The organism is Pseudomonas sp. LPB0260 (assembly GCF_013388395.1).
In genome coordinates, this window is the sequence record NZ_CP058247.1 from 5,492,783 (window position 1) to 5,513,687 (window position 20,905).

22 protein-coding genes are annotated in these 20,905 nt (G+C 69.1%); 2 read left to right on the forward strand and 20 right to left on the reverse strand.

The genetic code is table 11. The annotated features are described in order from the left end of the window. Window positions 1-137 precede the first annotated feature (137 nt). The 12 genes from LPB260_RS24595 to LPB260_RS24650 all read right to left on the reverse strand — a co-directional run bounded on the left by LPB260_RS24595 (window position 138) and on the right by LPB260_RS24650 (window position 11,400). On the reverse strand, window positions 138-1,169 hold the full coding sequence (locus tag LPB260_RS24595; RefSeq protein WP_208708504.1) for a proline racemase family protein: 1,032 nt from the start codon (window positions 1,167-1,169) through the stop codon (window positions 138-140). A gap of 125 nt (window positions 1,170-1,294) precedes the next feature. Further along, complete coding sequence (locus LPB260_RS24600; RefSeq protein ID WP_208708505.1) at window positions 1,295-2,017, reverse strand: amino acid ABC transporter ATP-binding protein; 723 nt, start codon at window positions 2,015-2,017, stop codon at window positions 1,295-1,297. Further along, on the reverse strand, window positions 2,010-2,660 hold the full coding sequence (locus tag LPB260_RS24605) for an amino acid ABC transporter permease (protein WP_208710149.1): 651 nt from the start codon (window positions 2,658-2,660) through the stop codon (window positions 2,010-2,012). Before LPB260_RS24605 ends, LPB260_RS24600 begins: the two co-directional genes overlap by 8 nt. Window positions 2,661-2,673: 13 nt before the next feature. Beyond that, a complete protein-coding gene (locus LPB260_RS24610; RefSeq protein ID WP_208708506.1) occupies window positions 2,674-3,339 on the reverse strand; it encodes an amino acid ABC transporter permease in 666 nt (221 codons plus the stop codon). A gap of 3 nt (window positions 3,340-3,342) precedes the next feature. Beyond that, window positions 3,343-5,112: an aconitase X gene (locus tag LPB260_RS24615; protein WP_208708507.1), complete on the reverse strand. Its 1,770-nt coding sequence runs from the start codon at window positions 5,110-5,112 to the stop codon at window positions 3,343-3,345. Window positions 5,113-5,185: 73 nt separating this feature from the next. Further along, window positions 5,186-6,004, reverse strand: coding sequence for a transporter substrate-binding domain-containing protein (locus tag LPB260_RS24620; RefSeq protein WP_208708508.1), 819 nt, complete (start codon window positions 6,002-6,004; stop codon window positions 5,186-5,188). A gap of 622 nt (window positions 6,005-6,626) precedes the next feature. Then, entirely contained in the window at window positions 6,627-7,388 is a 762-nt protein-coding gene (locus tag LPB260_RS24625; RefSeq protein WP_208708509.1) for an AraC family transcriptional regulator, read from the reverse strand. A gap of 62 nt (window positions 7,389-7,450) precedes the next feature. Next, the gene (locus LPB260_RS24630; RefSeq protein ID WP_208708510.1) at window positions 7,451-8,752 is read right to left on the reverse strand and encodes an FAD/NAD(P)-binding oxidoreductase; all 1,302 of its coding nucleotides are present in this window, start codon (window positions 8,750-8,752) and stop codon (window positions 7,451-7,453) included. Then, window positions 8,749-8,985 (reverse strand): (2Fe-2S)-binding protein, encoded by a 237-nt coding sequence (locus LPB260_RS24635; RefSeq protein WP_208708511.1) that lies wholly within the window; start codon window positions 8,983-8,985, stop codon window positions 8,749-8,751. The genes LPB260_RS24630 and LPB260_RS24635 overlap by 4 nt, the downstream gene beginning before the upstream one ends. Beyond that, a complete protein-coding gene (locus LPB260_RS24640; protein WP_208708512.1) occupies window positions 8,982-10,103 on the reverse strand; it encodes an FAD-binding oxidoreductase in 1,122 nt (373 codons plus the stop codon). Before LPB260_RS24640 ends, LPB260_RS24635 begins: the two co-directional genes overlap by 4 nt. Continuing rightward, the gene (locus tag LPB260_RS24645; RefSeq protein WP_208708513.1) at window positions 10,100-11,035 is read right to left on the reverse strand and encodes a 4-hydroxyproline epimerase; all 936 of its coding nucleotides are present in this window, start codon (window positions 11,033-11,035) and stop codon (window positions 10,100-10,102) included. The genes LPB260_RS24640 and LPB260_RS24645 overlap by 4 nt, the downstream gene beginning before the upstream one ends. A gap of 149 nt (window positions 11,036-11,184) precedes the next feature. Continuing rightward, window positions 11,185-11,400 carry a hypothetical protein gene (locus LPB260_RS24650; protein WP_208708514.1) on the reverse strand — a complete coding sequence of 72 codons (216 nt, stop codon included), beginning with the start codon at window positions 11,398-11,400 and terminating at the stop codon, window positions 11,185-11,187. 164 nt (window positions 11,401-11,564) lie between these two features. On the opposite strand from LPB260_RS24650, the gene LPB260_RS24655 reads away from it, so the two are divergent. Next, on the forward strand, window positions 11,565-11,906 hold the full coding sequence (locus LPB260_RS24655; RefSeq protein ID WP_208708515.1) for an FKBP-type peptidyl-prolyl cis-trans isomerase: 342 nt from the start codon (window positions 11,565-11,567) through the stop codon (window positions 11,904-11,906). Between the two features lie 22 nt (window positions 11,907-11,928). On the opposite strand, the gene LPB260_RS24660 is transcribed toward LPB260_RS24655, so the two are convergent. Next, on the reverse strand, window positions 11,929-12,603 hold the full coding sequence (locus LPB260_RS24660) for a GntR family transcriptional regulator (RefSeq protein WP_371926170.1): 675 nt from the start codon (window positions 12,601-12,603) through the stop codon (window positions 11,929-11,931). 201 nt (window positions 12,604-12,804) lie between these two features. Between LPB260_RS24660 and LPB260_RS24665 the strand changes: the two genes are divergently transcribed. Continuing rightward, window positions 12,805-13,092, forward strand: coding sequence for a PA4642 family protein (locus tag LPB260_RS24665; protein ID WP_208708517.1), 288 nt, complete (start codon window positions 12,805-12,807; stop codon window positions 13,090-13,092). Between the two features lie 52 nt (window positions 13,093-13,144). Here LPB260_RS24665 and LPB260_RS24670 read toward each other — a convergent pair whose 3' ends face one another. From LPB260_RS24670 to LPB260_RS24700, 7 genes are all read right to left on the reverse strand, one after another. Beyond that, window positions 13,145-14,476, reverse strand: coding sequence for a DUF58 domain-containing protein (locus tag LPB260_RS24670; protein ID WP_208708518.1), 1,332 nt, complete (start codon window positions 14,474-14,476; stop codon window positions 13,145-13,147). 22 nt (window positions 14,477-14,498) lie between these two features. Further along, entirely contained in the window at window positions 14,499-15,551 is a 1,053-nt protein-coding gene (locus tag LPB260_RS24675; protein WP_208708519.1) for a MoxR family ATPase, read from the reverse strand. Further along, window positions 15,548-16,756, reverse strand: coding sequence for a DUF4350 domain-containing protein (locus LPB260_RS24680; RefSeq protein ID WP_208708520.1), 1,209 nt, complete (start codon window positions 16,754-16,756; stop codon window positions 15,548-15,550). Before LPB260_RS24680 ends, LPB260_RS24675 begins: the two co-directional genes overlap by 4 nt. After that, a complete protein-coding gene (locus LPB260_RS24685) occupies window positions 16,753-18,321 on the reverse strand; it encodes a DUF4129 domain-containing protein (RefSeq protein WP_208708521.1) in 1,569 nt (522 codons plus the stop codon). Before LPB260_RS24685 ends, LPB260_RS24680 begins: the two co-directional genes overlap by 4 nt. After that, window positions 18,308-19,288 (reverse strand): stage II sporulation protein M, encoded by a 981-nt coding sequence (locus LPB260_RS24690; protein ID WP_208708522.1) that lies wholly within the window; start codon window positions 19,286-19,288, stop codon window positions 18,308-18,310. The genes LPB260_RS24685 and LPB260_RS24690 overlap by 14 nt, the downstream gene beginning before the upstream one ends. Continuing rightward, a complete protein-coding gene (locus tag LPB260_RS24695; protein ID WP_208708523.1) occupies window positions 19,285-20,010 on the reverse strand; it encodes an RDD family protein in 726 nt (241 codons plus the stop codon). The genes LPB260_RS24690 and LPB260_RS24695 overlap by 4 nt, the downstream gene beginning before the upstream one ends. A gap of 108 nt (window positions 20,011-20,118) precedes the next feature. Next, entirely contained in the window at window positions 20,119-20,880 is a 762-nt protein-coding gene (locus LPB260_RS24700; RefSeq protein ID WP_208708524.1) for a hypothetical protein, read from the reverse strand. Window positions 20,881-20,905: the final 25 nt, after the last annotated feature.

Below are 20,905 nucleotides of genomic sequence, written 5' to 3' on the forward strand. Positions count from 1 at the left end.
CTGGGCAGATTAAAAGTATTTCGTATACGAAAATAAATGGCCGTTATAAACCCTTGTTGCCATTGGTTGGGTCCAGGCCCGGTTCATGGCGCCGGCGAGGCGGCGGTTTTCAGATCTTCAAAGAACAGGGTTTAGCGCTACAGCTCGACCGGCCAGGTATCCGAGAGGCGGTAACCGGTCGGCCAGGGGTCGCTCGGGTCGAGCAGGTGCTGGTGGGTGCCGGTGATCCAGGCCCGGCCGGACAGGCAGGGGATGATCGCCGGGCGCCCGGCCACCTCGGTGAGGCTGTCGATGCGGCAGTGGAACTCGGAGCCGATGATCGAGCGGCCGATAAAGCGCTCGCCCACCGCCAGCTGGCCCCTGGCATGCAGCACCGCCATGCGCGCCGAACAGCCGGTGCCGGTGGGTGAGCGGTCGACCTTGCCGGGGCGGATCACCACGGCATTGGCGGCGCTCAGCACACCCTGCTGCCGCTGCAGCGGACCGGCCAGCTGGCAGAAGGAGATATGCTCCCAGTCGGGGTTCAGCGGGTGGACGAAACCCAGCTGCTCATTGGCCGCGCGGGTGATCTTCAGGCCCATGGTCGCGAGGTCCGCCGCCTCGTCGGCGCCCAGGGCAAAGCCCAGGGCCTGGGCGTCGGCGATGACGAAGCTGTCGCCGCCGTAGGCGGTGTCCACCTGCAGCGAGCCGATGCCCTCCACCTCGATCCAGGCGTCGAGCCGGTCGGCGAAGGAGGGCAGGTTCTTCACCTCGACCCGCTCGACCTTGCCGTCGCGGCACTGGGCCAGCGCCTCGATCAGGCCACCCGGCGCTTCCAGCACCAGGCGGGTCTCGGGCTCCGTCATCGGCAGGATGCCGCTCTCCAGCAGCACGGTGGCCACGCACAGCGAGTTGGAGCCGGACATCGGCGGGGTGTCGGCCGGCTCCATGATGATCCAGGCCATCTGCGCCCGTGGGTCCTTGGCCGGCAGCAGCAGGTTGACGTGGCGGAACACCCCGCCGCGCGGTTCGTTGAGCATGAAGTTGCGCAGCGTCTGGTCCTCGGCGATCCAGCGCGATTGCGCCCAGACCGTGTCGCCGGGTGGCGGCGCCACGCCGCCGACTATCACGTCACCCACCTCGCCCTCGGCATGGCAGCTGACCACATGGATGATCTTCGATGAACGCATGAATGACTCCTGGTGTGCTGTCTCGCTGATCCGTTGTTCAAGCGTCTGCGCTTGGCATCTGTAGGGTGCGCCCTGCGCACCATTGACATTGTTGCTGGTGCGCAGGGCGCACCCTACGCAGCTCGCTAGAGCACGGACTTGAGGAAGTCGGCGGTTTCCGCGCGCTGCGGATTGCCCAGCACCTGCTCGGGCGTGCCGATCTCGTGCACCAGGCCGTTGCGGAAGAACGCCACGCGGTCGGACACCTCACGGGCGAAGCTGATCTCGTGAGTCACCAGGACCATGGTCATGCCTTCCTCGGCGAGCAGGCGCATGGTGTCCAGCACCTCGCCGACCAGCTGTGGGTCCAGCGCGCTGGTGGCCTCGTCGAACAGCATATAGTCCGGCGACATGGCCAGGGCGCGGGCGATGGCCATGCGCTGCTGCTGGCCGCCGGAGAGCTTGCCGGGGAACACCCTGAGCTTGTCGCCCAGGCCGACGTGGGTCAGCTGCCTGACCGCCATTTCCTCGGCTTGCTCGCGGCTCTGGCCGAGCACCTTGCGCGGCGCCAGCATGACGTTCTCCAGTACGGTCAGGTGGGGGAAGGCGTTCCATTGCTGGAAGACGATGCCGATCTTCTGCCGCAGCTTGTTCAGGTCGGTGGCCTTGGCGTGCACCTCGGTGCCGTCGACGCGGATGCTGCCCTGCTTGATCGATTCCAGGCCGTTGATGCACATCAGCAGGGTCGACTTGCCCGAACCCGAGCCGCCGATGATCGAGACCACCTCGCCCTTGTTCACCGTCAGGCTGACGCCCTTGATCACGTCCAGGTCGCCGAAGGATTTGTGTACGTTGTCGATCTCAATCATTTTCCTGCCACCTTTTCTCCAGTTGGTTGCCCAGGCGGGCAACGACCAGGCTGATGAAGTAGTAGATGAGCCCGGCGATGCACAGCACCAGCAGCGGCTCCTGAATGCGCGTGACGATGGTCTGCGAGGCGCGCAGCAACTCGATGATGCCGATCCACATGACCAGGGCGGTGTCTTTCATCACCGACAGGCACAGGTTGAGCCAGCCGGGAAAGGCGATGCGGGTGGCCATCGGCAGGACGATATGGCGCAGGTCCTGCCAGTAGCTCATGCCGAGCGAACGGGCGGCGCGGCGCACGTTGGGCGACACCGCCAGCACGCCGCTGCGCACGATCTCCGTGCAATAGGCCGCGGCATACACGCCGAGCACCCCGCAGGCGACGGAAAAGGCGCTCCAGTCCAGGCCGGCGATGCTCTTGAGCGAGTTGAACAGGACGAACTGGATCAGCAGCGGCACGCTGCGAAACACATCCAGCAGCCAGGCCAGCGGCAGGCTGGCGCGCGGCAGGGTGGCCCGCAGCAGGCCGCAGAGCACGCCGCCGAGGGTGCCCAGGAGCATCGCGCCGAGGGTCAACAGGATGGTGGTCCAGGCGCCCTGCAGGAGGAACAGCAGGTCGGTCGAGGTAAGGCTGGTAGCGAACATGGCCATGGCCCTCTCAGTAGCGGAACAGGCGCCAGCCCAGCAGGCGGGCGGCCAGTACGATGGCTTTGGCGATCAGGTAGTAGAGCACCGCCGCCAGGGCGAAGTACTCGAAGGTGCGGAAGGTCTTCACGTTGTAGTCCTGGGTGACCCCGGTGAGGTCGTTGTTGAGGCCGACGATCACCCCCAGGGAGGTCATCAGCACCGCCCAGACCATCTGGTTGGTCAGCGGGTAGAAGACGATGCGCAGGAGCTGCGGCACGACGACCAGCCGGTAGGCCTTGAAGGCGCTCATGCCCAGGGAGCGGGCCGCGCGCATCTGCGTCTCCGGCACCGCCTTGAGGCCGCCGCGGAAGTTCTCCGCCAGGTAGCCGGCGTTATTGAAGGTGATGCCCGCCAGCAGCGCGGCCCAGGAGCTGATATGCAGGCCGAAGGAGCCGAGGCCGAAATACAGCAGGTAGATCTGGAACAGCGACGGCGTGTTGCGCGCCACCGACACCCAGGCATCGGCGAAGCCGCGGGTCAGCGGGTTCTTCATCTGTCGCATCAGGGTCAGGCACAGGGCGATCAGTACGCCGAAGATCATCGACAGGGCGGCGGTCTCGAAGGTCACCCAGGCGCCGCTGAGCATGTCGGGCAGGGCCTTGAGGGCCGAGCGCCAGTGGAAGCTGTAGTCGAACATCGCTCAATGGCCTCCTTGGCTGCTGGTGGCCGGGTTCAGCCAGGCCGGCAGCGCGCCGCTGGCCTGGCCGCTGCAGGCGGCCTCGACGCACGCCGCCAGGCCGGCGAAGTGCACGCGGCGGCCGACCAGGCCCGGGGCGTAGTGGGCGTACTTGCCGGAGTTGGTCATCAGGGTTGTGGCCGCCACCGGCAGCACCGGCTCGCCGAGCATGCACCAGCAGGTGTCGGTGACGAACTGCGCGCCGAAGGCCGCAAGCGCGGCGACGTGGCCGGCTTGGCTAGCCTGCTCGAGCACCTGGCGACCACAGGTGATCACCAGGGCCACGTCGGGGTGCTTGCGCCGGCCGGCGCAGAGACGGGCCAGGGCGGCGCATTCGCTCAGGGAGAAGTGCGGGTTGCCCAGGGCCACCAGGCCCAGCTGCGGGCTGTCGGCGCTGTTCAGCTCGCGCCAGCTGGCGAGCAGGTCCTGCACAGTGATCCTGAGTCGGCGGCGCGGCGGCATGCCGACCAGGGCCTGCTCGGCCGTCGCCGCCTCCGGGGTCACCCCGGCGATATGGAACATCGGTGCTCCGGAGGTGGTGGCGAAGGCCGCACCGAAGGCCTTGAGCTCGTCCAGGCTCGGCGCGCTCTGCTCCAGGCCGGTGATCAGCGGGATCTGGCTGCCGGCCAGGGCGCCGATGTGGTAGCCCAGCAACGGATAGTAGGCATCGTCACGCCGCTCCGGCGGCGTCACCTCGACCAGCAGGCTGGGCACACGGCCGCTGTCGAGATGGCAACCGGAACGTGGTGCGCGGCCGGTCAGGGCGATGCAGATGTCGAGAAAATCCGGGTATTTCTGGGTGCGCGCGGCCAGCACGCTGTTGGCATACACCACCGCGTTGGACTCGGCCCAGACCACCTGCTCGCCGGCCTTGGGCGCGCTGTCCAGCAGGTAGGGTGCGCAGGTGAAGCTCATCTGCGCACCCATTGCCATGTAGACGTCACCCAGGGCGCTGGCCGGTTCGCCGAAGGCCGGGTCGATGCCCTGGGCGCGCCAGAGACGCTGGTCCACGGAGATGGCGTTGAGGGTGGTCGGCACCCGCACCTGCGCGCCCCAGTCGAGCAACTGACGGGCGAAGCGCAGGCTGGCCGGGCCGGTGTAGATGCAGCCATCGATATGCGCCTGGGCGATGTCGATCAGCTCGCTGGCGCCCTGCAGCTCGGCCATCTGCAGGACGATCTGCATGGCCACCTGGGCGGCCTTGCCGTGGTGGCCGTCGAGCAGCGCGCGGTCGCCGTCGCTGAGTGTGAAGCTGCTGGCAACGGGATGGCTCGCGAGATCGTCCGGCTTCGGGCGCCAGGCGTCGGCGGGCGGCGCGTCGAAGGCCTCGACCCGACTGCCTTCGATTCGCACGAAGCGGCAGTCCTGCAGGCAGGCGAAGGCCTCCTCGCCAACGCAAACCACCGGCAGGTCGCGCTCGAACAGGGCCTGGGCCACCAGCACGCCCAGGCTGAGAATCTCCTCGGGCTGCGCCACCACCAGGGCGGCGGGCCCATGACCGTTGAGAATCAGTTCCAGCAGCACGCTGCTGCCGGTGCAGGAGCCGCGACCGCTGGGGATCGCCAGCACGCGCCCGGCGATGACCCGGCCACTCAGGGGGTGATGGCGATCGATCACCTCGCCGCTGCTGGGGTCGACTCCGCCCCAGAAGCTCAAGCCAACATCGGCATACAGCAATTCGCCTTGCGCGTTGCCGGCAACCAGGCTGCGCGCTTGTATCGACAGTTCAGGCATCTGTAGCTCCCGTGCGACCCGTGGGGCCGCACGTTGATTGGTGAATGTGCGCGGGTTTGGCTGGCTGTGCGGCTCAGTAGTACACGCCCGGTACGGCCAGGTTGGCTGGCGCGACCTCTTCGCCGACCCACTTGTTCCACAGCTCCTGGTAGCGACCGGTGCGCACCTGCTGGTTGACGAACAGGTTCATGTAGTTGAGCAGGCCGTACTCGTTGCGCTTGGCCGCCAGGGACACGTAGTCGATGGTGTAGGGCGCGTCGCCGGCGATCTTCAGGCCCTTGTACTTGCCGGATTTGAGGGTCGAGGCGGCCACCGTGTTGGTCACCACCGTGGCGTCGATGTGACCCTGGGTGACGGCGAGGATGGTGTCGTTGAGGCTCTGGTAGGCGCGGAAGCTGCCGCCGCCCCAGGCCTTGACGTCCTTCTCCAGGGCGATGGCCTCGTAGGTGCCGCTGGTGTTGCCGACCGGGCGGCCCTTGAGGTCCTGGTAGCTGCTGATGCCGCTGTCGTCGCGGGTCAGCACCACCATCTGGAAGGCGAAGTAGGGCACGGTCATGCCGACGGTCTTGGCCCGCTCCAGGGTGTCGGAGGTGGAGGCGACGATGACGTCGGCGCGGCCGGAGATCAGCGCCGGGATGCGGTCCGGGAAGGGGGTTTCCACGACTTCTGGGGTGACGCCGAGAATCTTCGCCAGGTCGGCGCAGTAATCCACGTCGAAGCCGGCGGGCTGGTTGGCTTCGTCACGGAAACCCATGGGCGGGAAGTCCAGGGTCACGGCGCAGCGCAGCTTGCCCGACTCGATGATGTCGTCGAGCTTGTCGGCCTGGGCCAGGTTGATAAAGGAGGTGCTCAGGACAGCGCTGAGGGCTACGGCGATTGTTGGTGTTTTCATAGGGGCCTCGTGGTCTGGTGGGGTCGAGCGGATGGGGTAACGGACGCCTTTCGTATAGATGATTTCGTATACGATATTTTATATGCACTGGCTGTGCCAGAAACCTGGCAGGGTCGGCACGAATCGCCGGGAGAGGCTTTGGCGTGGGCCGCAGGCCCCGAAGCGCGGGGCGTCAGGCCTGGCCCGGGCCGGGTCGCAGGCGTGCCAGCAGCCGTCGCGGGTGAGCCCGTGGCGGGGCGTGGCGTCACAAAATGAAGCAGGACGAAGCGGGTTTGCACCCAAAGGTGACACGGGGGTAACAGGCGACGACAAAACCGAGGGGCCGCCGGGTGTGGGGTTTATGGTGTTTGGTGCGCGCGGCGCACCCTGCGGGGGGTAGATGTTTGGTTTACGACAGCGCCCCCGCCGGTTGGTCGTCGAATCGGCGTAGGGTGCGCCATGCGCACCATTGGCCCCGGTTGCAGGGTGGTTGGCGCTTGGTGCGCGCGGCGCACCCTACGGGTTGGGATGTCTGGCTTGCGGCGGCGCCCCGCCGGTTGGTCGCCGAGTCGACGTAGGGTGCGCCATGCGCACCGTCGGCCCCGGTTGCAGGGTGGTTGGCGCTTGGTGCGCGCAGCGCACCCTACGCGCCGCGTTGGCGCTCGCGGTACTGGCTGGGGGACAGGCCGGTGAGGGCCTTGAATTGGCGGCTGAAGGCGCTGTGGTCGGTATAGCCGCAGCGCAGGGCGATCTCGGTGATCGGCAGTTCGCCGCTCAGCAGCTGGGAAGCGGCGCCCAGGCGTGCGCGGTGGATCATCTGCCGCGGGTTGAGGCCGAAGATGCGCTTGCACAGGCGCTCCAGCTGGGCGACGGACAAGCCGGCGATGGCGCAGAGGTCCTTCACCGCGATGGGCTGGGCATAGTACTGGCGGATATGCGCGTCCACCGCCGCCAGCTTCTGGTAGGCCGGGTGGCTGGCCTGGGGCGCCTGCAGGTCGGCGGAGATGCCGGCCATGCCGATGATCGCGCCGTCACGGTCGCGCAGGGCCAGCTTGTGGGTCAGGCACCAGCCGGGCTGGCGGCCGGGGTAGAGGTGCAGCTCCAGCTGGTCGCGCAGTTGCTCGCCGCCCTCCAGCACGCGGCGATCCTGCTCGGTATAGAGCGGGCCGAAACGCGAGGGGAATACCTGTTCGGCGGTCATGCCGAGCAAAGCCTGGCGCTCCTTGAGGGCGCAGCGTTGTAGCAGGGTCTGGTTGACCAGCACGTAGCGCGCCTCGGTGTCCTTGATGAAGAACACCAGGTCGGGCATGGCATCGAGCAGGGGGGCGATCAGCTGCAGGCTGCCGAGCAGTTCCGGCAGGTCGCGGGGCGTGGGCAGGTGCTGGAGCTGGAGCGGCAGGGGCATGCGCAGGCGAGGTCCGGGCAGGGCGGGAAAGGGCGCGCTCGCGAGGCGAGCGCGGCCCTACTCTACGACCCGCGCCGCGCTCGGGGAAGCGCCGGCTCCTCGGCCGGGCGTGTCTGGGGCACGTCGGCCAGTTGCAGCAGGCTGTCGATGCGCGCCGGCGAGAAGGGTGGCCGCGGCGTCGGTGCCGGCCAGTCGAACAGGAAGCGGGTGGCGCCGCCACAGATGCGCCCCTGGCAGGCGCCCATGCCGCAGCGGCTGTGCAGCTTGGCGTCGGTCCAGTCGCTGCGCCCGGCGAGCGCGGCATAGGGCACATCCTCGCAGCGGCACACCAGGGTGTCGGCATCGGCCAGTTGCTTGAGTCGCGGGTCGAGGGCGAAGCGGCGGCCGAGCTGCGCGGCGAAGGCCTGCCAGCGCCGCCGTTGTGGCCACAGGGCGCGGGCTTCGGCCTGTTGGCCGACTGCCGCGTGGCCGGCGATGGCGCCCTCGACCAGGGCCAGCTCGCTGCCGCCGAAGCCGGTGCATTCGCCGGCGGCGTAGTGGTCGTCCAGGCTGCAGGCCTGCCAGGCATCCACGGCGATGGCCTGCTCGCTCAGCTCGCAGCCGAGGGCCTGGCCCAGCTGGGTGTTGGGGACCAGGCCGAAACCACAGGCCAGGCGTTCGCAGGCCATCTCCGCTACCTTGCCGTTCTGCCACAGGCGCACCCCTTCCAGGCGCTTGTTGCCGAGGGCGGCGAGCACAAAGCTGCCGCTGCGGTAGTGGCGGTCGAACAGTTGCCCGGCCTGCAGCAGCTTGCCGGGCCAGCGCGGCAGTTGCAGGGCGAAGGCCGCCAGGGCGCCGAAGCGGGCCTGTTCGGCGATGCGCAGGATCTGTGCGCCGGCCTGTTTCGCGGTGGCGGCGCTGGCCAGCAGCAGTGGACCGCTGCCGGCGATCACCAGGCGCTCGCCGGCGACCGGCACGCCGCCCTTGATCAGCGCCTGCAGGCCGCCGGCGCCGGTCACCCCGGGCAGGGTCCAGCCGGGGAAGGGCAGCAGCAGCTCGCGGGCGCCGGTACAGAGGATCAGCTTGGCGTAGCGTGCCTGCCAGGCGCTGCTGTCGTCCTCCAGCAGCAACAGCTGCGGGGCGGCGATGGCCACCACCCGGGTGGAGCTGAACAGCTGGATATTGCCCGCCGCGGCCAAGGCCTCGCGGTAACGCAGGGCATTGTCCGGCAGCTGCGCCCGCACGCCATCGCGCCAGATCTGTCCGCCGGGCGCCGGGTTGTCGTCGATGATGGCGATGCGCGCGCCGCTAGGGGCGGCGGCCAGGGCCGCGGCCATGCCGGCGGGGCCGGCGCCGATGATCAGCAGGTCGAAGTCGCGGGTCATGGCCGGGTCTCCACCTGCATGCCGGGCTGACACAGGGTCTGGCAGGCCAGGCGGCGCCGGCCGTCGATGCTGACCCGGCACTCCTGGCATACGCCCATGCCGCACAGCGGCGCGCGACGCTGGCCGCCGACCGCGGTGCGGCTGCTGCCGTCGCCACCCAGGCAGAGCGCGGCCGCCACGGTGCAGCCGGCGGGCACGCGCAAGGGTTGGCCATCGAGGCTGAGTTCGATCATGCGCCTTGCTCCATGGGGACAGTCATGTGGATGAAACGCTCGGGGCGGTAGGGCTCGAGGTCGATGGCCGGGCGCTCGTCGAACAGCTGGGCGGCGAGCAGCCGGGCGCTGCCCGGCGCGGTGGTGACGCCGAGTCCCTCGTGACCGACCGCCAGCCATAGGCCGGGCTGCTGCGGATGCTGGCCGAGCAGCGGCAGGCCATCCGGGGTGGCGGCGCGAAAGCCGGTCCAGCTGCGGATGGCGTTCATGCTCGCCAGCCCCGGCAGGTAGTCGAGGGCGCGCGCCAGCATGCGCGCCAGCAGTGGGCCCTCGACGGCGGGGTCGAGGCTGTCGAACTGCCGCGAGGAGCCAAGCAGGATCTGCCCGGTCGGCCGGGGCTGGGCATTGAATGCCACCGAGCTGCCGCTGTTGGCGTGGGCGCTGGCGGCATAGCCGAGTTCCACCAACTGATGCTGGATGCGCCCGGGGTAGCGGTCGGTGATCAGCAGGTGGCCCTTCTTCGGGCGGATCGGCAGTTCCGGGCACAGCTCGCTGGCATGGATGCCGGCTGCCAGCACCACGAACTGGGCCTGCAGCCACTCGCCGCCCTCCAGGCGCAGGCGGTTGCCGGCGACCTCGACGACCCGCGCCCGGCGCTGGCGGATGCGCATGCCGCCCTGCTCCAGTAGCCAGCGCGCGGCATTGGGTGCGTAGAGGATGCTGTCGCCTGGCACCTTCAGGGCGCCGCTCAGGTCCTGGCGCAGCATCGGCTCGGCCTGACGCAGCGCGGCGGCGTCGAACATCTGGCAGGCGATGCCGGCCGCGCTCAGGGTGTCGCGCTTGTGCTCGGCGGCGCCCAGCTCCTCGCGGTCTGTGGCCAGCCACAGGGTGCCGCAGTTGTGGTAGGCGCAGTCGGCGGGGAGCTGCGGCGCCCACTGGCGCCACAAATCGATGGAGTAGCGGCTGAGGGCCAGCTCCGCCGGGTTGTCGTCCATCGCTACCAGGTGGCCCATGCCCACCGCCGTGGCGCCGCCGCGCTGGCTGTCCAGCACCAGCACGTCGAGGCCGCGGCGGGCGAATTCATAAGCGCAGGCGCTGCCGACTATGCCGGCGCCGATGACGATGACGTCGGCATTCATCCGCGAATGCCCCAGGCGAAGGGATCGTCGTCCTCCAGCAGCAGGGTCGCCTCGGCGCTGATATGGGCGCGGCCGCGGATGGTCGGGACGATGCGGCGTTGGTCCTGCCACTCATAGCTGGCCTCGAACTGGCTGCCGATCACGCTGGCCTGGCGCCACAGGGCGCCGGGCGCCAGCTTGCCGTCGGCGGCCAGGCAGGCCAGCTTGGCGCTGGTGCCGGTGCCGCAGGGCGAGCGGTCGTAGGCCTTGCCGGGGCACAGCACGAAGTTGCGGCTGTCGGCCTCGGGGTCGTCGGCGAAAAGCTCGATATGGTCGATCTCGCCGCCGTCCTCGCCGCGCAGGCCCTGGGCCTCCAGGGCCTGGCGCACGGCCCAGGTGTAGGCGGTCAGCGCCTCCAGGTTGTCGCCGGCGATGCGCTGGCCGTGCTCGGCGATCAAAAAGAACCAGTTGCCGCCCCAGGCGATATCGCCCGTGACCTTGCCGTGGCCCGGCACTTCCAGGGGCACCGCCTGGCGGTAGCGGTAGGCGGGCACGTTGCGCACGCTGACCGAGCGATCCGCGTGCAGGGTCGCCTCAACAGTACCCACCGGTGTCTCGATGCGGTGCAGGCCGGGCTGGATGCGCCCCAGGTGGGCCAGGGAGGCGATCAGGCCGATGGTGCCGTGGCCGCACATGCCGAGATAACCGCTGTTGTTGAAGAAGATCACCCCGGCGCTGGCGCTCGGGTCCGCCGGCTCGCACAGCAGCGCGCCGACCAGCACGTCGCTGCCGCGCGGCTCCAGCACCGTGGCGGCGCGCCAGTCGTCATGGTGCTCGGCCAGGCGCTGGCGGCGTTCGAGCATGCTGCCGCGGCCCAGCTCGGGAAACCCGTCGATTACCAGGCGGGTCGGTTCGCCGCCGGTGTGAGAGTCGATGACTTGGATGTGTTTCATGGCTGCCGGCACCTGCACAGAAAGGATGCCTGTAAGACTGGCGTCTCGAGGCAGCGCCGGCTTGATGGCTTTCGTGGTGCGTGATGACGAAATCGGCACAGCTTACGCCTTAGTGAGCGTGCCTTTGCCTGGCCTCGCAGCAGGCAGGCTCAGGCGCGCCTAAGGCCCTGGCCGGCAATCTCGTCACGGGCCAGGCGCAGCTGGGCGGCGTCCTGATTCATGCGCTGGATCAGGTTCAGCAGTTGCTGGCGGAGCACCTCATCGCCCAGGCGCTCGGCGGCGCGCATCACCGTGACCGTGCCGGCCTCGTTATTGGCGGCCACCATATCCAGGGTCTTGCAGAGGGTGCGGGTTGTTCGGCTCACGTGCCCATCGTCCTTGTGAAAGCGTGCCGGCACTCTAGAACCGGGTTGTTTCAGTTTGATGGCGGCGCCTGCACAGCGGTTCGGGCGCTTGCCAGGCCGCCGGTTTCCTGAGAAAACGCTGCCCGGTAGGCGGCCACCGGCCGGCGAACTGACAGGAGGGTGTGATGATCAGCGAATTGCAGGTGATAGATATTCAGCTGGGCGACGGCAAGGAAGTGGTCAAGGGCGCCTTGATCACCACCCAGTACCGCGGCTTTCTCGAGGACGGCACGCCGTTCGATTCCTCCTACGAACGCGGCAAGCCGTTCCAGTGCGTGATCGGCACCCGGCGGGTGATCCAGGGCTGGGACAAGGGTTTGATGGGCATGCGTGTCGGCGGCAAACGCAAGCTGCTGGTGCCGGCTCACCTGGCCTATGGCGAGCGGCAGATCGGCGAGCATATCCCGGCCAACTCGAACCTGATCTTCGAGATCGAGTTGCTCGAAGTGCTGACCCGGGACGACTGAGCGCCCGCCCTGGGCGGCGCGATCAGCTGGGGCTGAGCCGGTTCGGCAGGTGCTCGTAGAGGGTGCGGCAGACGCCGATGATGTGCTGCTCGATCAGTTCCGCGGCCTTGTCGGCATCGCCGGCGCGGCAGGCGGCGAGGATCTCGCGGTGTTCCTGGTCGGCGCGGTTCTTGCCGGCGGACAGGCTCATCTGCATGCGCAGGTAGCGCTCGACCTTGTCATGGATGGAGCGGATCAGGTTGACCAGGAAGGGCCGTTGCGCCGGTTCGTAGAGGCAGGCGTGCAGTTTCCAGTTCAGCTCGGCCCAGTGGCCGATGTCGGTCTCGCCGACGAACTCCTGGCAGATGCTTTCGGCGCGGGCGAAGGTTTCCTCGGTCATGTTCGGCACCGCCAGGCGGATCGCCTGCACCTCCAGCAGCACCCGCACCTCGAAGATCTGCGCCAGTTCCGGTTCGGAGATACGCGTCACCACCGCGCCCTTGTTGCGCTGGAACACCACCAGGCCCTCGGCCTCCAGGCGCTTGAGCGCCTCGCGCACGGGGATCTTGCTGACGTTGAACAGGCGCGCGACGTCGTCCTGGCGGATCGGCTCGTCCTCGGCGAAATGGCCGCCGATGATCGCCTCGCGCAGGTGCTTGGTGATGACTTCCGAGGCGGTCGGGGTGACGCCGAGGTTGGGGGCGTTGAAACTGGGCAGCGGCAAGGGAAGGTCCTGCAATGATCGGTGATGCGGATATTGTATACGAGGCGCTGGGCCTTGCGCCTGCCGCTCGCCCACTCGGAGCGAGCTGCGCGCTGGGGGGATCGGCGCTCCGTGAACGTGGTCACGCGTTGAGCGCCGGGGCGTCGCGGAGGTACACTGCCGCCCCCCGTGTGGCCTGGTTAGCTGGAGTGAACGATGCGCAAAGACAAGAAGCAGGTGATTGGCGAAGAGATCGGTGACGAGTCGATCAAGCTGTTCCTCGACGTGGAGCCGGCCGACGCCACGCCGCCAGCGCTGCACAAGCTGATCAAGGCCTACCGCGGCCTGCGCGTCGACGACTTCGAGCGCTTCGTCGGTTTCTTCGTCGAGGCCGGCTACGACCTCGACGCCAAGGACGAGCAGGGCAACGACTTCATTGCCCTGATCCAGGATCAGCGCCAGGCCGAGCCCTATATCGAGGTGATCAAGGCCGCCCGCGGCTGATCGCTCGAGCGAATCGAGAGCCCGCCCAGCCGCGGGCTTTTTTCTGCCTGCGCTACAGCACCCCGGCCTTCTTCCAGGCCAGGTAGCGGCTGACCAGCTGCGGGCCCAGCTCGCTGGGGCGGGCATCGAGCACCGGCACGTTATGCGCGGCCAGGCGTTCATGCAGGCTGGCGCGGGCGTTGAGGTAGTCCACCGTGCCGCAATAGGTCAGGGCACCCTCGAAATCCTCCACCGGGGCCTGGCGCAGCTGGTCGAGCACCTCCTCGCGCAGGCTGGCGATCAGTACCCGGTGCTGGCGGCCCAGGCGCCTGACCGCGGCCAGCAGGTCCTCATCGTCTTCGTCGCGCAGGTTGCTCACCAGCACCACCAGAGCGCGGCGCCGCTGACGGCTGAGCAGCAGGTCGGCGGCCGCGGCGAAGTCGGCCGGTTGGCCGGTGGTCTGCAGGTCGTACACGGCATTGAGCAGCACCTTGAGCTGGGCGGCGCCCTTGACCGGTGGCAGGAAGCGGCTGTGCTCGCCGGCGAAGGTCGCCAGGCCCACCGCGTCGCCCTGGCGCAGGGCCACGTAGCTGAGCAGCAGGCTGGCGTTGAGGGCATGGTCGAAGTGCGCCAGCTCGCCGTCCTGGCTGCGCATGCGGCGGCCGCAATCGAGCAGGAAGACGATCTGCTGGTCGCGTTCGTCCTGGTATTCGCGGGCGATCGGCGTGCGCTTGCGCGCCGTGGCCTTCCAGTCGATCTGGCGCAGGCTGTCGCCGTCGCGGAACTCGCGCAGCTGGTGGAACTCCAGGCCCAGGCCGCGCCGTGGGCGCTGGCGCACCCCGAGCTGGCTGAGCCAGTCGTCCACCGCCATCAGCTGGGCGCCGTAGAGGCGGGCGAAGTCCGGGTAGACCCGGGTTTCCCCCGCCAGCGCCAGGTGGCGCCGCGCCTGCCACAGGCCCAGGGGGCTGGGCAGGCCGATTTCGCACAGGGGGAAGTGGAAGTGGCCGCGCTGCAGCGGGCGCACGCGATAGCCGACACGGGTCAGTTGGCCCGGCAGCAGGGCGACGCGCTGCGGCAGGTGCTCGACGGCCATGCCGGCGGGAACGTGATCGAACAGCTCCAGCTGTAGCGCGCGCGGATAGTCGTGGTGCAGGCACAGCTGCACCTCGTGCCAACGCCCCAGCGGCAGGTTGCCCGGTAGCTGGCGCTCGATGCGCGGCGAGGGCCGGCGGCGCAGGCGCAGGGCATCGAACAGCGCCGCGCCGAGCAGGGTCAGCAGCAGCGCCCACCAGAGCGCCGGCAGCGTCGGCGGCAGCTTGATCGCCAGGGCGTGGAGGACGCCGAGCAGCAGGGCCAGGCCGAACAGACCGGCGACCAGCGCCAGCAGCAGGCGCGACGGCTTCATGACGCCTCCCTGTTCGAGTCGCTCATAGGCGCGGCGCCGCCACCTGGTCGAGCAACTGCTGCAGCACCTGGTCGACCGACAGACCTTCGATATCCAGCTCCGGTGCCAGGCGCACGCGGTGACGCAGCACCGCCAGGGCGCCGCTCTTGATGTCGTCGGGCAGGACGAAGTCGCCGCCGCGCAGCAGCGCACGGGCGCGCCCGCCGCGCACCAGGGCGATGGAGGCGCGTGGCCCGGCGCCGATGGCCAGGCCCGGCCAGCTGCGCGTGGCGCGGGCCAGGCGCACGGCGTAGTCGAGGACCTGGTCGTCGATGGGCAGGTCGCTGGCGATCTTCTGGATGGCCAGCATGTCCTTGGCCTGCAGCAGGGTGCGCAGCGGGGTGACTTCGAGCATGTCGGCCTTGGTCGAGCGGGTGACCTGGCGGACCAGGCGCAGCTCCTCGTCCTGCTCCGGGTAGTCCATGCGCAGCTTGAGCATGAAGCGGTCCAGCTCGGCTTCGGGCAGCGGGTAGGTGCCTTCCTGCTCGATCGGGTTCTGCGTGGCCAGCACCATGAACGGCAGCGGCACCGCCAGAGCGCGGCCCTCCAGGGTCACCTGGCGTTCCTGCATGACCTCCAGCAGGGCCGCCTGGGTCTTGGCCGGGGCGCGGTTGATCTCGTCGGCCAGCAGCAGGTTGGTGAACACCGGGCCCTTGCGCAGCTTGAACTGCTCGCTGGCCAGGTCGTACACGGCATGGCCGGTGACGTCGCTGGGCATCAGGTCCGGGGTGAACTGGATGCGCGCGAACTCGCCGCCGAAGCAGCGCGCCAGGGCGCGCACCAGCAGGGTCTTGCCCAGGCCCGGCACGCCCTCGACCAGCACATGGCCGCCGGCTACCAGGGCAGTGAGCACGTCGTCGATCACCGCGGTCTGGCCGATCAACGCCTTCTGCAGCTCCAGGCGCAGGGCCTGGAGCAGCTGGCTGGCGCGCTGGCGCTGGGGCGGCGGATTGACCGGGGCGGTCGCCGGCGCCGTGGCGGCAACTGGGGCGTCGACAGCCGGGCTGTCGGGCTGTTCGGGCGTGTATTCGCTCATAGGGCATTCCTGAGGGTTTGCAGGTGCGCGACCTGACGGGTGAAGTCGGCGGCGGCCAGGCGCTGCTGGGGCAGCGGCCGCATGGCTTGGCTGATGGCTCGGGGTGGCAGGCGGCTGAGGCGGCTGAGCAGCTGCCACTGGTCGGCCACGCCGAGGCGTTCGAATCCGGGATGTCGTTGCCGCGCGCGGCGCTGGATGTCCTGCTGCAGGGCTTGCAGCAGGCTGTGCTGGCCGCTGCGCCGGAGCAGGAAGTCGGCGCTGCCGCGCAGGTGCTCGCGCAGCTGCCGGCGCGCCCGGCTGGCCGCCGGCTGCAGCGGGCCCTGGCGCATGCCGACGTGCCACAGGCCGAGGACCAGCAACAGCCCCAGGGCCGTCAGGGCCAGGGGGAAGTGGCGCAGCAGCAGGCTCGCCAGGCCGTCGCGGTCGGCGCGGTAGAGCAGGGTCACGGCGCTGTCCTGGCTGAGGTACCAGAGCAGCCAGGCGTTGTCGTATTGATCGATCTTGTCGTTGCGCCAGATCCAGGCGTCGCTCAGCACGCTGATCAGGCCGTCGCCGTGGTACAGCTGCAGCATGTGCGTGGCGGCGCCGCTGTTGGCCCAGGCATGGGCACGATTCTGCGCGTCGTACAGGTGGAAGTCGGTATCGAACTCGATGTAGGCCGGCGCGGTTTCGTTTTCCAGGTACAGCTGGGTCAGCTGCGGGTAGCGGTTCGCCTCCTCGAGGGGCTCGGCCGGCGCATCGCCTGCGCCTGCGCCTGCTTCGGCCTCGCCGTCCTCCTCGTCGAGCGCGTCGCTCTGGTACTGCTGGATGCCCAGGCGATCGAGCAGCAGGTCGCCGCTGACGCCTGTCTCTTCGTCCCACAGGCGTTCGGCGACGAACAGCAGGTGGCCGCCCTTGGCCGCCCACTCCAGCAGGCGGTCGGTCTGGCGCGGGGTCATGCGCTGACGGTCGCCGAGCAGTAGCAGGGTCTGGCCGGCGCTGGGCAGGCTCGACAGCTGCTGCAGGCTGTCGGCGCGCTGCACCTGCAGGCCCTGGCGGCGCAGGAAGTGCTCGGCGGCCAGGTAGGGGTTGGCCCGCGCCTCGGGGGCCGGGCCGTGCTCGAGGGTTTCCTGGTAGGGCTCCAGGCGCCCCAGCAGGTACACGCCGAGCAAGCCGAGGGCCAGGCACAGCGCGCAGACTAGGAGGAAGCGGCGCTGTCGGTTCATGGCCGCACCTCGCCCGCAAACAGGCGCCGCCAGCCGTCGCACAGCTGTGCCTTGAGCTCCTCCGGCGGCAGGCGATGGCCATAGGCGAGGTTCTGCCAGTGCTGGGTCAGCGCCCGGCTGAAGCCATCCAGTTCGCCCTGCTCCAGGGTTGCCACCAGGCGCAGCATCTCGGCCTCGGTGTGGGCGCCGCTCAAGGGCAGGCGATAGTCATGCAGCAGGCGGCTGAGCAGGGCGCGGTAGAGCAGGCCGAGGGCGGCGCGGGGCTGCTCGGCCCACAGTCGTTCGGCTTCGCCGGGGACATCCGCGGGCAGGCTTTGCGGCGCGACTTCCAGGCCGAACAACTGGCTCGGCGGCGCGGCTGCGGGGCGTGGTGCCACGCCCAGGCGGCCGGCGAACGCCGCGAGCCAGTCGCGGTAGCGCCAGGCCAGCATGGCCAGCAGGGCGAACAGGCTGGCCCACAGCAGCACCTCGAAGAACAGTGCCACGCTGTCCAGGTGCTTCCAGAACTCGATCAGCGCGCGGAGTTTCTCCAGCAGGGCCTCCAGGTCCAGTTCCCCGGACGGTTCGGCCGCCTCCTGGGCGCCGAAACGCCAGAGCGTGACGGTTTCGCGGTGCTCGAACGGCGGCTCATCGAGCAGCTGGGCGATGCTCCGCTGCGCGGCCTGGCTGGTCAGTGGCTGCTGCAGCAGGCGCGGCGCCTCGGGGCCATGGGGATCCTCCTGCGGCAGTGGGCAGCTGCTGCCGGCGGCCAGCGCCACGCCCGGCGTCTGCGCCAGCAGCAGTCCCAGGCCGAGGACCAGGGCATAGGCCACGCCGGTCAGGCGCTGGCGCAGACGGCGGAAGCTCAGTTCGATGTCCCAGGCCTCCAGCGCAGTGCGCCGGTTGAGGTAGAGGCTGAAGCCGCAGGCCACATAAATGGGCTCCCAGAGCACCAGCACCAGGGCGTAGAGCAGGTTGGACAGGTGCTCCAGCCACAGCCAGTCGCCGGCATCGGCCTGAATCAGGCTCTGCCAGCTCCAGTCCAGCTCGATTTGCTGCGGCAGCAGCAGATAGAACAGGCTGACCAGGCCCAGCCACAGGGCCATTTCCAGGTGCACGCCGACCAGGGTCAGCCAGGTCGCCGGTGCCGAGTCGCGCTGACCCAGCACCGCCAGCCGCGCGCTGCGCGCCTGCCCGGCCAGGCCTTCGAGCTGCAGCACCGGCAGGTCGAAGCTGCGGGTGGGGCTGAGCCGGCGCCAGGTCAGGCTGGCCAGCAGCTGCGGCTTGAGCAGGCCGGGCCAGGCCTTCAGGGCCTGCTTGAGCGTCGGCGTATCGCCGAACAGGGCGCGGCCGAGGATATACAGTGGCAGCCGCTCGAAGGCCGGCTTCAGCCACCAGAAGGCGAGCATGGCCCAGCCGGGGGAGTCCCACAGCAACAGGCAGAGCAGGGCGAACACCGGCAGGCTGACCAGCGCCCAGCTGGCCATCAGCAGCCCGGCATGGCGGCGCGCCAGGAGCACGCCGAGGTCCAGCGCCTCCCAGGCGCTGCGCGGTCGGATCGCCACGCTGGCGTCAGTCAGGCGCATGGTGACCTCGTCCGGCCAGCAGCAGGTAGGCCAGCACCAGGGCCCAGAGCCCCGCGCCGACCAGGTACTTGAGTTGGGCGCCGGCCAGGGTCATCGACGACCAGTAGGCCTCGATGAAGGCCGCCAGCAGCAGGAACAGGATGACCCCGCCGACCAGGCGCACGCTGCGCGCGGCGGCCAGGCGCAGGGCTTCGCTGCGCGGCAGCCGGCCGGGGGCGAGCAGTGCCCAGCCGAGCTTGAGGCCGGCGGCACCGGCCAGGGCGATGGCGGTGAGCTCGAAGGCGCCGTGGCCGATGACGAACGACCAGAAGGTCTGGCCATAGCCGATCTGCGTCAGGTGGCCGGCCACCGCGCCGATCATCAGGCCGTTGAACAGCAGGTAGAACAGGCTGCCGAGGCCCAGCAGCAGGCCGCTGGCGAAGGTCTGAAAGGCGATGCCGATGTTGTTCATGATGTAGAAGCCGAACATCATCCAGTCGTCGCCCGAGTCGCGCTCGGCGAAACGCCCTAGGCGGCTGGCGTCCGGGTCGTACATCCGCTCCATGCTGCTCACCTGCTCCGGGTCGACCAGGCTGTAGACCAGGTCCGGGAACAGGTAGACCAGCACGCCCATGCCCAGCAGGCTGCCGAAGAACAGCAGGCTGGCGCTGAGCACGCAGCGCCATTCCTCCCGTACCAGGCGGGGAAAGCCGCCAAGCAGGAAACCGAGCAGCTGCGCGCCGAGCGGGCTGCGGTGGCGGTAGAACTGCTGATGGCCACGCATGGCCAGCTGCTGTAGCTGCTCGACCAGGCGGCTGCTGTAGCCGCGCGCTTGGGCCAGGGCCAGATGCTGGCACTGACGTCGGTAGGCGGCGGCAAAGCCACGGCTGTCCTGGCTGTCCGCCTTGCCGCGCTCGAGTGCCTCGAGCAGGCTGGCGAAGGCCTGCCATTCGGCCTGGTGGCGGCTTTCGAACAGGCTCTGCTTCATGTCGACCCCAGCAAGCTGCGGGCGATGCCGTGAAGCCGCTGCTCGGCCTGCTCCGGCGGCACCTGCAGTGGTTCGGCGAGAATCGCCGCCAGTTCGCCGCGGCGGGCGCTGGACAGTTGCTCGGCGCGCTCGGCGAATGCCAGCAGGGCACGCTGTTCGCCCTGGCTGAGGCCGATGGGCGCCGGCACGGGCTCGGCGGACGGCAGGCTCTGCGGCGCTGGCGGCGTGTCGCGATAGACCACCAGGGTGCCGGCGGCGAGATCGCCGAGGCGCTTGAAGGCCGGGTGGTTGAGGCAGCTGAGAATGCCCAGGAAATAGGCGAACGGCAGGATATCGACGAAGCGCAGCAGGTTGCGGGTCAGCGAGGCGGCCCATCCGACCGGCGTGCCGTCATCGTGCACCACGCGCAGGCCGAGCAGCTGTTTGCCCGGTGAGCGCCCCTGGTTGAGCACCTCGAACAGCACCATGTACCACCAGGTCACCAGGAACAGCATGATGGTCGCCAGGCCCATGCCGAACTGGCCGAGCAGACCGAGGACGATGAACAGCGCCGCCAGCAGCAGACCGCGGATCAGCAGGTCGATGGTGAATGCCAGGGCGCGCGGCACCAGGCCGGCGGGGCGCAGGCTCAGGTCGATGCCTTCCGGTGTTTCCACCGGATAGCGGGTGTCCAGCGGCGGGCGTTGCACGGCGCAAGGGGTAATGGCGGAGGAGAGCGGCATCGGCAGACTGCGTCGAAGAAAGCCCGATGCTAGCCAGCAGCAGGCGGGTAAGCAACCGGGCTCAGTGACGAGCCCGGTGCCTCGGGTGCGTGGCTAGCGAGCCAGTGCTCACTTGGCCACGGGTAACACGCCGAAGATGGTGCGGTAGAGCACGCCCATGGCGACCACGAACAGCGGAACGCTCCAGATCAGGCCGATACCCAGGGGAAGGACGGCGACCAGGTTGATCAGGCAAAGCAGCAGGAACAGGCCGAAGACCTTGAACCAGTGCTGGCTGATGGCCTTGCGCGAGGCTTCCAGGGCTTGCCAGGGCGACAGGCGCCGTTCGACCACCAGGGGGATCGCCAGCAGATAGGCGATGGACAGATAGACGCCGGGAATGACCAGCAGCATAGAACCCAGGTTGACCAGTACCAGCATGATGATGGCGGTGATGATCAGCGGCAGGCTGCGCCCGAGGTGGGCGAACACCTCGCTGAACCTGACCGGTTGATCGGCCGCCCGGCGGATGCCGACCATGTTGATGCCGGCCATGAAGGGGTAGGCCAGGGAGGTGATCAGCAGGGACAGCAGCATCGTGGCGACCATCAGGGTCGTCACGTCGTGGCTGATCATCAGCACGAAGCTGAACGCCTGGCTGAGGACCAATCCGCACAACATCAGGGCCACGAAGCAGGCGATGAAACCGCCGATGATGATGCCTTTGGTGCCTTCGACACGCTGCCAGGATTCGCTCAGCAGTTCGCCGATACGGAAGTCGTAACCGCGGCTCAGGGCCTGCTCGATGCTCGGTGCCTGGGCATCGCCACGGGCCTCCTGCAGGTCGCTGGTCGGCGCGGCGTAGGGGTTGGGGCTGGTGATTTCGCTCATGGGACATCCTTGTGCGCGAGTTGAT

Bases quoted from the DNA above. Each gene is read 5' to 3' on its own strand.
- LPB260_RS24695 (WP_208708523.1), bottom strand. From the start codon at position 20,010: ATGCCGCTCTCCTCCGCCATTACCCCTTGCGCCGTGCAACGCCCGCCG.
- LPB260_RS24610 (WP_208708506.1), bottom strand. From the start codon at position 3,339: ATGTTCGACTACAGCTTCCACTGGCGCTCGGCCCTCAAGGCCCTGCCC.
- LPB260_RS24630 (WP_208708510.1), bottom strand. From the start codon at position 8,752: ATGACCCGCGACTTCGACCTGCTGATCATCGGCGCCGGCCCCGCCGGC.
- LPB260_RS24620 (WP_208708508.1), bottom strand. From the start codon at position 6,004: ATGAAAACACCAACAATCGCCGTAGCCCTCAGCGCTGTCCTGAGCACC.
- LPB260_RS24670 (WP_208708518.1), bottom strand. From the start codon at position 14,476: ATGAAGCCGTCGCGCCTGCTGCTGGCGCTGGTCGCCGGTCTGTTCGGC.
- LPB260_RS24665 (WP_208708517.1), top strand. From the start codon at position 12,805: ATGCGCAAAGACAAGAAGCAGGTGATTGGCGAAGAGATCGGTGACGAG.
- LPB260_RS24600 (WP_208708505.1), bottom strand. From the start codon at position 2,017: ATGATTGAGATCGACAACGTACACAAATCCTTCGGCGACCTGGACGTG.
- LPB260_RS24690 (WP_208708522.1), bottom strand. From the start codon at position 19,288: ATGAAGCAGAGCCTGTTCGAAAGCCGCCACCAGGCCGAATGGCAGGCC.
- LPB260_RS24680 (WP_208708520.1), bottom strand. From the start codon at position 16,756: ATGAACCGACAGCGCCGCTTCCTCCTAGTCTGCGCGCTGTGCCTGGCC.
- LPB260_RS24675 (WP_208708519.1), bottom strand. From the start codon at position 15,551: ATGAGCGAATACACGCCCGAACAGCCCGACAGCCCGGCTGTCGACGCC.
- LPB260_RS24615 (WP_208708507.1), bottom strand. From the start codon at position 5,112: ATGCCTGAACTGTCGATACAAGCGCGCAGCCTGGTTGCCGGCAACGCG.
- LPB260_RS24595 (WP_208708504.1), bottom strand. From the start codon at position 1,169: ATGCGTTCATCGAAGATCATCCATGTGGTCAGCTGCCATGCCGAGGGC.
- LPB260_RS24700 (WP_208708524.1), bottom strand. From the start codon at position 20,880: ATGAGCGAAATCACCAGCCCCAACCCCTACGCCGCGCCGACCAGCGAC.
- LPB260_RS24605 (WP_208710149.1), bottom strand. From the start codon at position 2,660: ATGTTCGCTACCAGCCTTACCTCGACCGACCTGCTGTTCCTCCTGCAG.
- LPB260_RS24640 (WP_208708512.1), bottom strand. From the start codon at position 10,103: ATGAATGCCGACGTCATCGTCATCGGCGCCGGCATAGTCGGCAGCGCC.
- LPB260_RS24625 (WP_208708509.1), bottom strand. From the start codon at position 7,388: ATGCCCCTGCCGCTCCAGCTCCAGCACCTGCCCACGCCCCGCGACCTG.
- LPB260_RS24685 (WP_208708521.1), bottom strand. From the start codon at position 18,321: ATGCGCCTGACTGACGCCAGCGTGGCGATCCGACCGCGCAGCGCCTGG.
- LPB260_RS24655 (WP_208708515.1), top strand. From the start codon at position 11,565: ATGATCAGCGAATTGCAGGTGATAGATATTCAGCTGGGCGACGGCAAG.
- LPB260_RS24635 (WP_208708511.1), bottom strand. From the start codon at position 8,985: ATGATCGAACTCAGCCTCGATGGCCAACCCTTGCGCGTGCCCGCCGGC.
- LPB260_RS24645 (WP_208708513.1), bottom strand. From the start codon at position 11,035: ATGAAACACATCCAAGTCATCGACTCTCACACCGGCGGCGAACCGACC.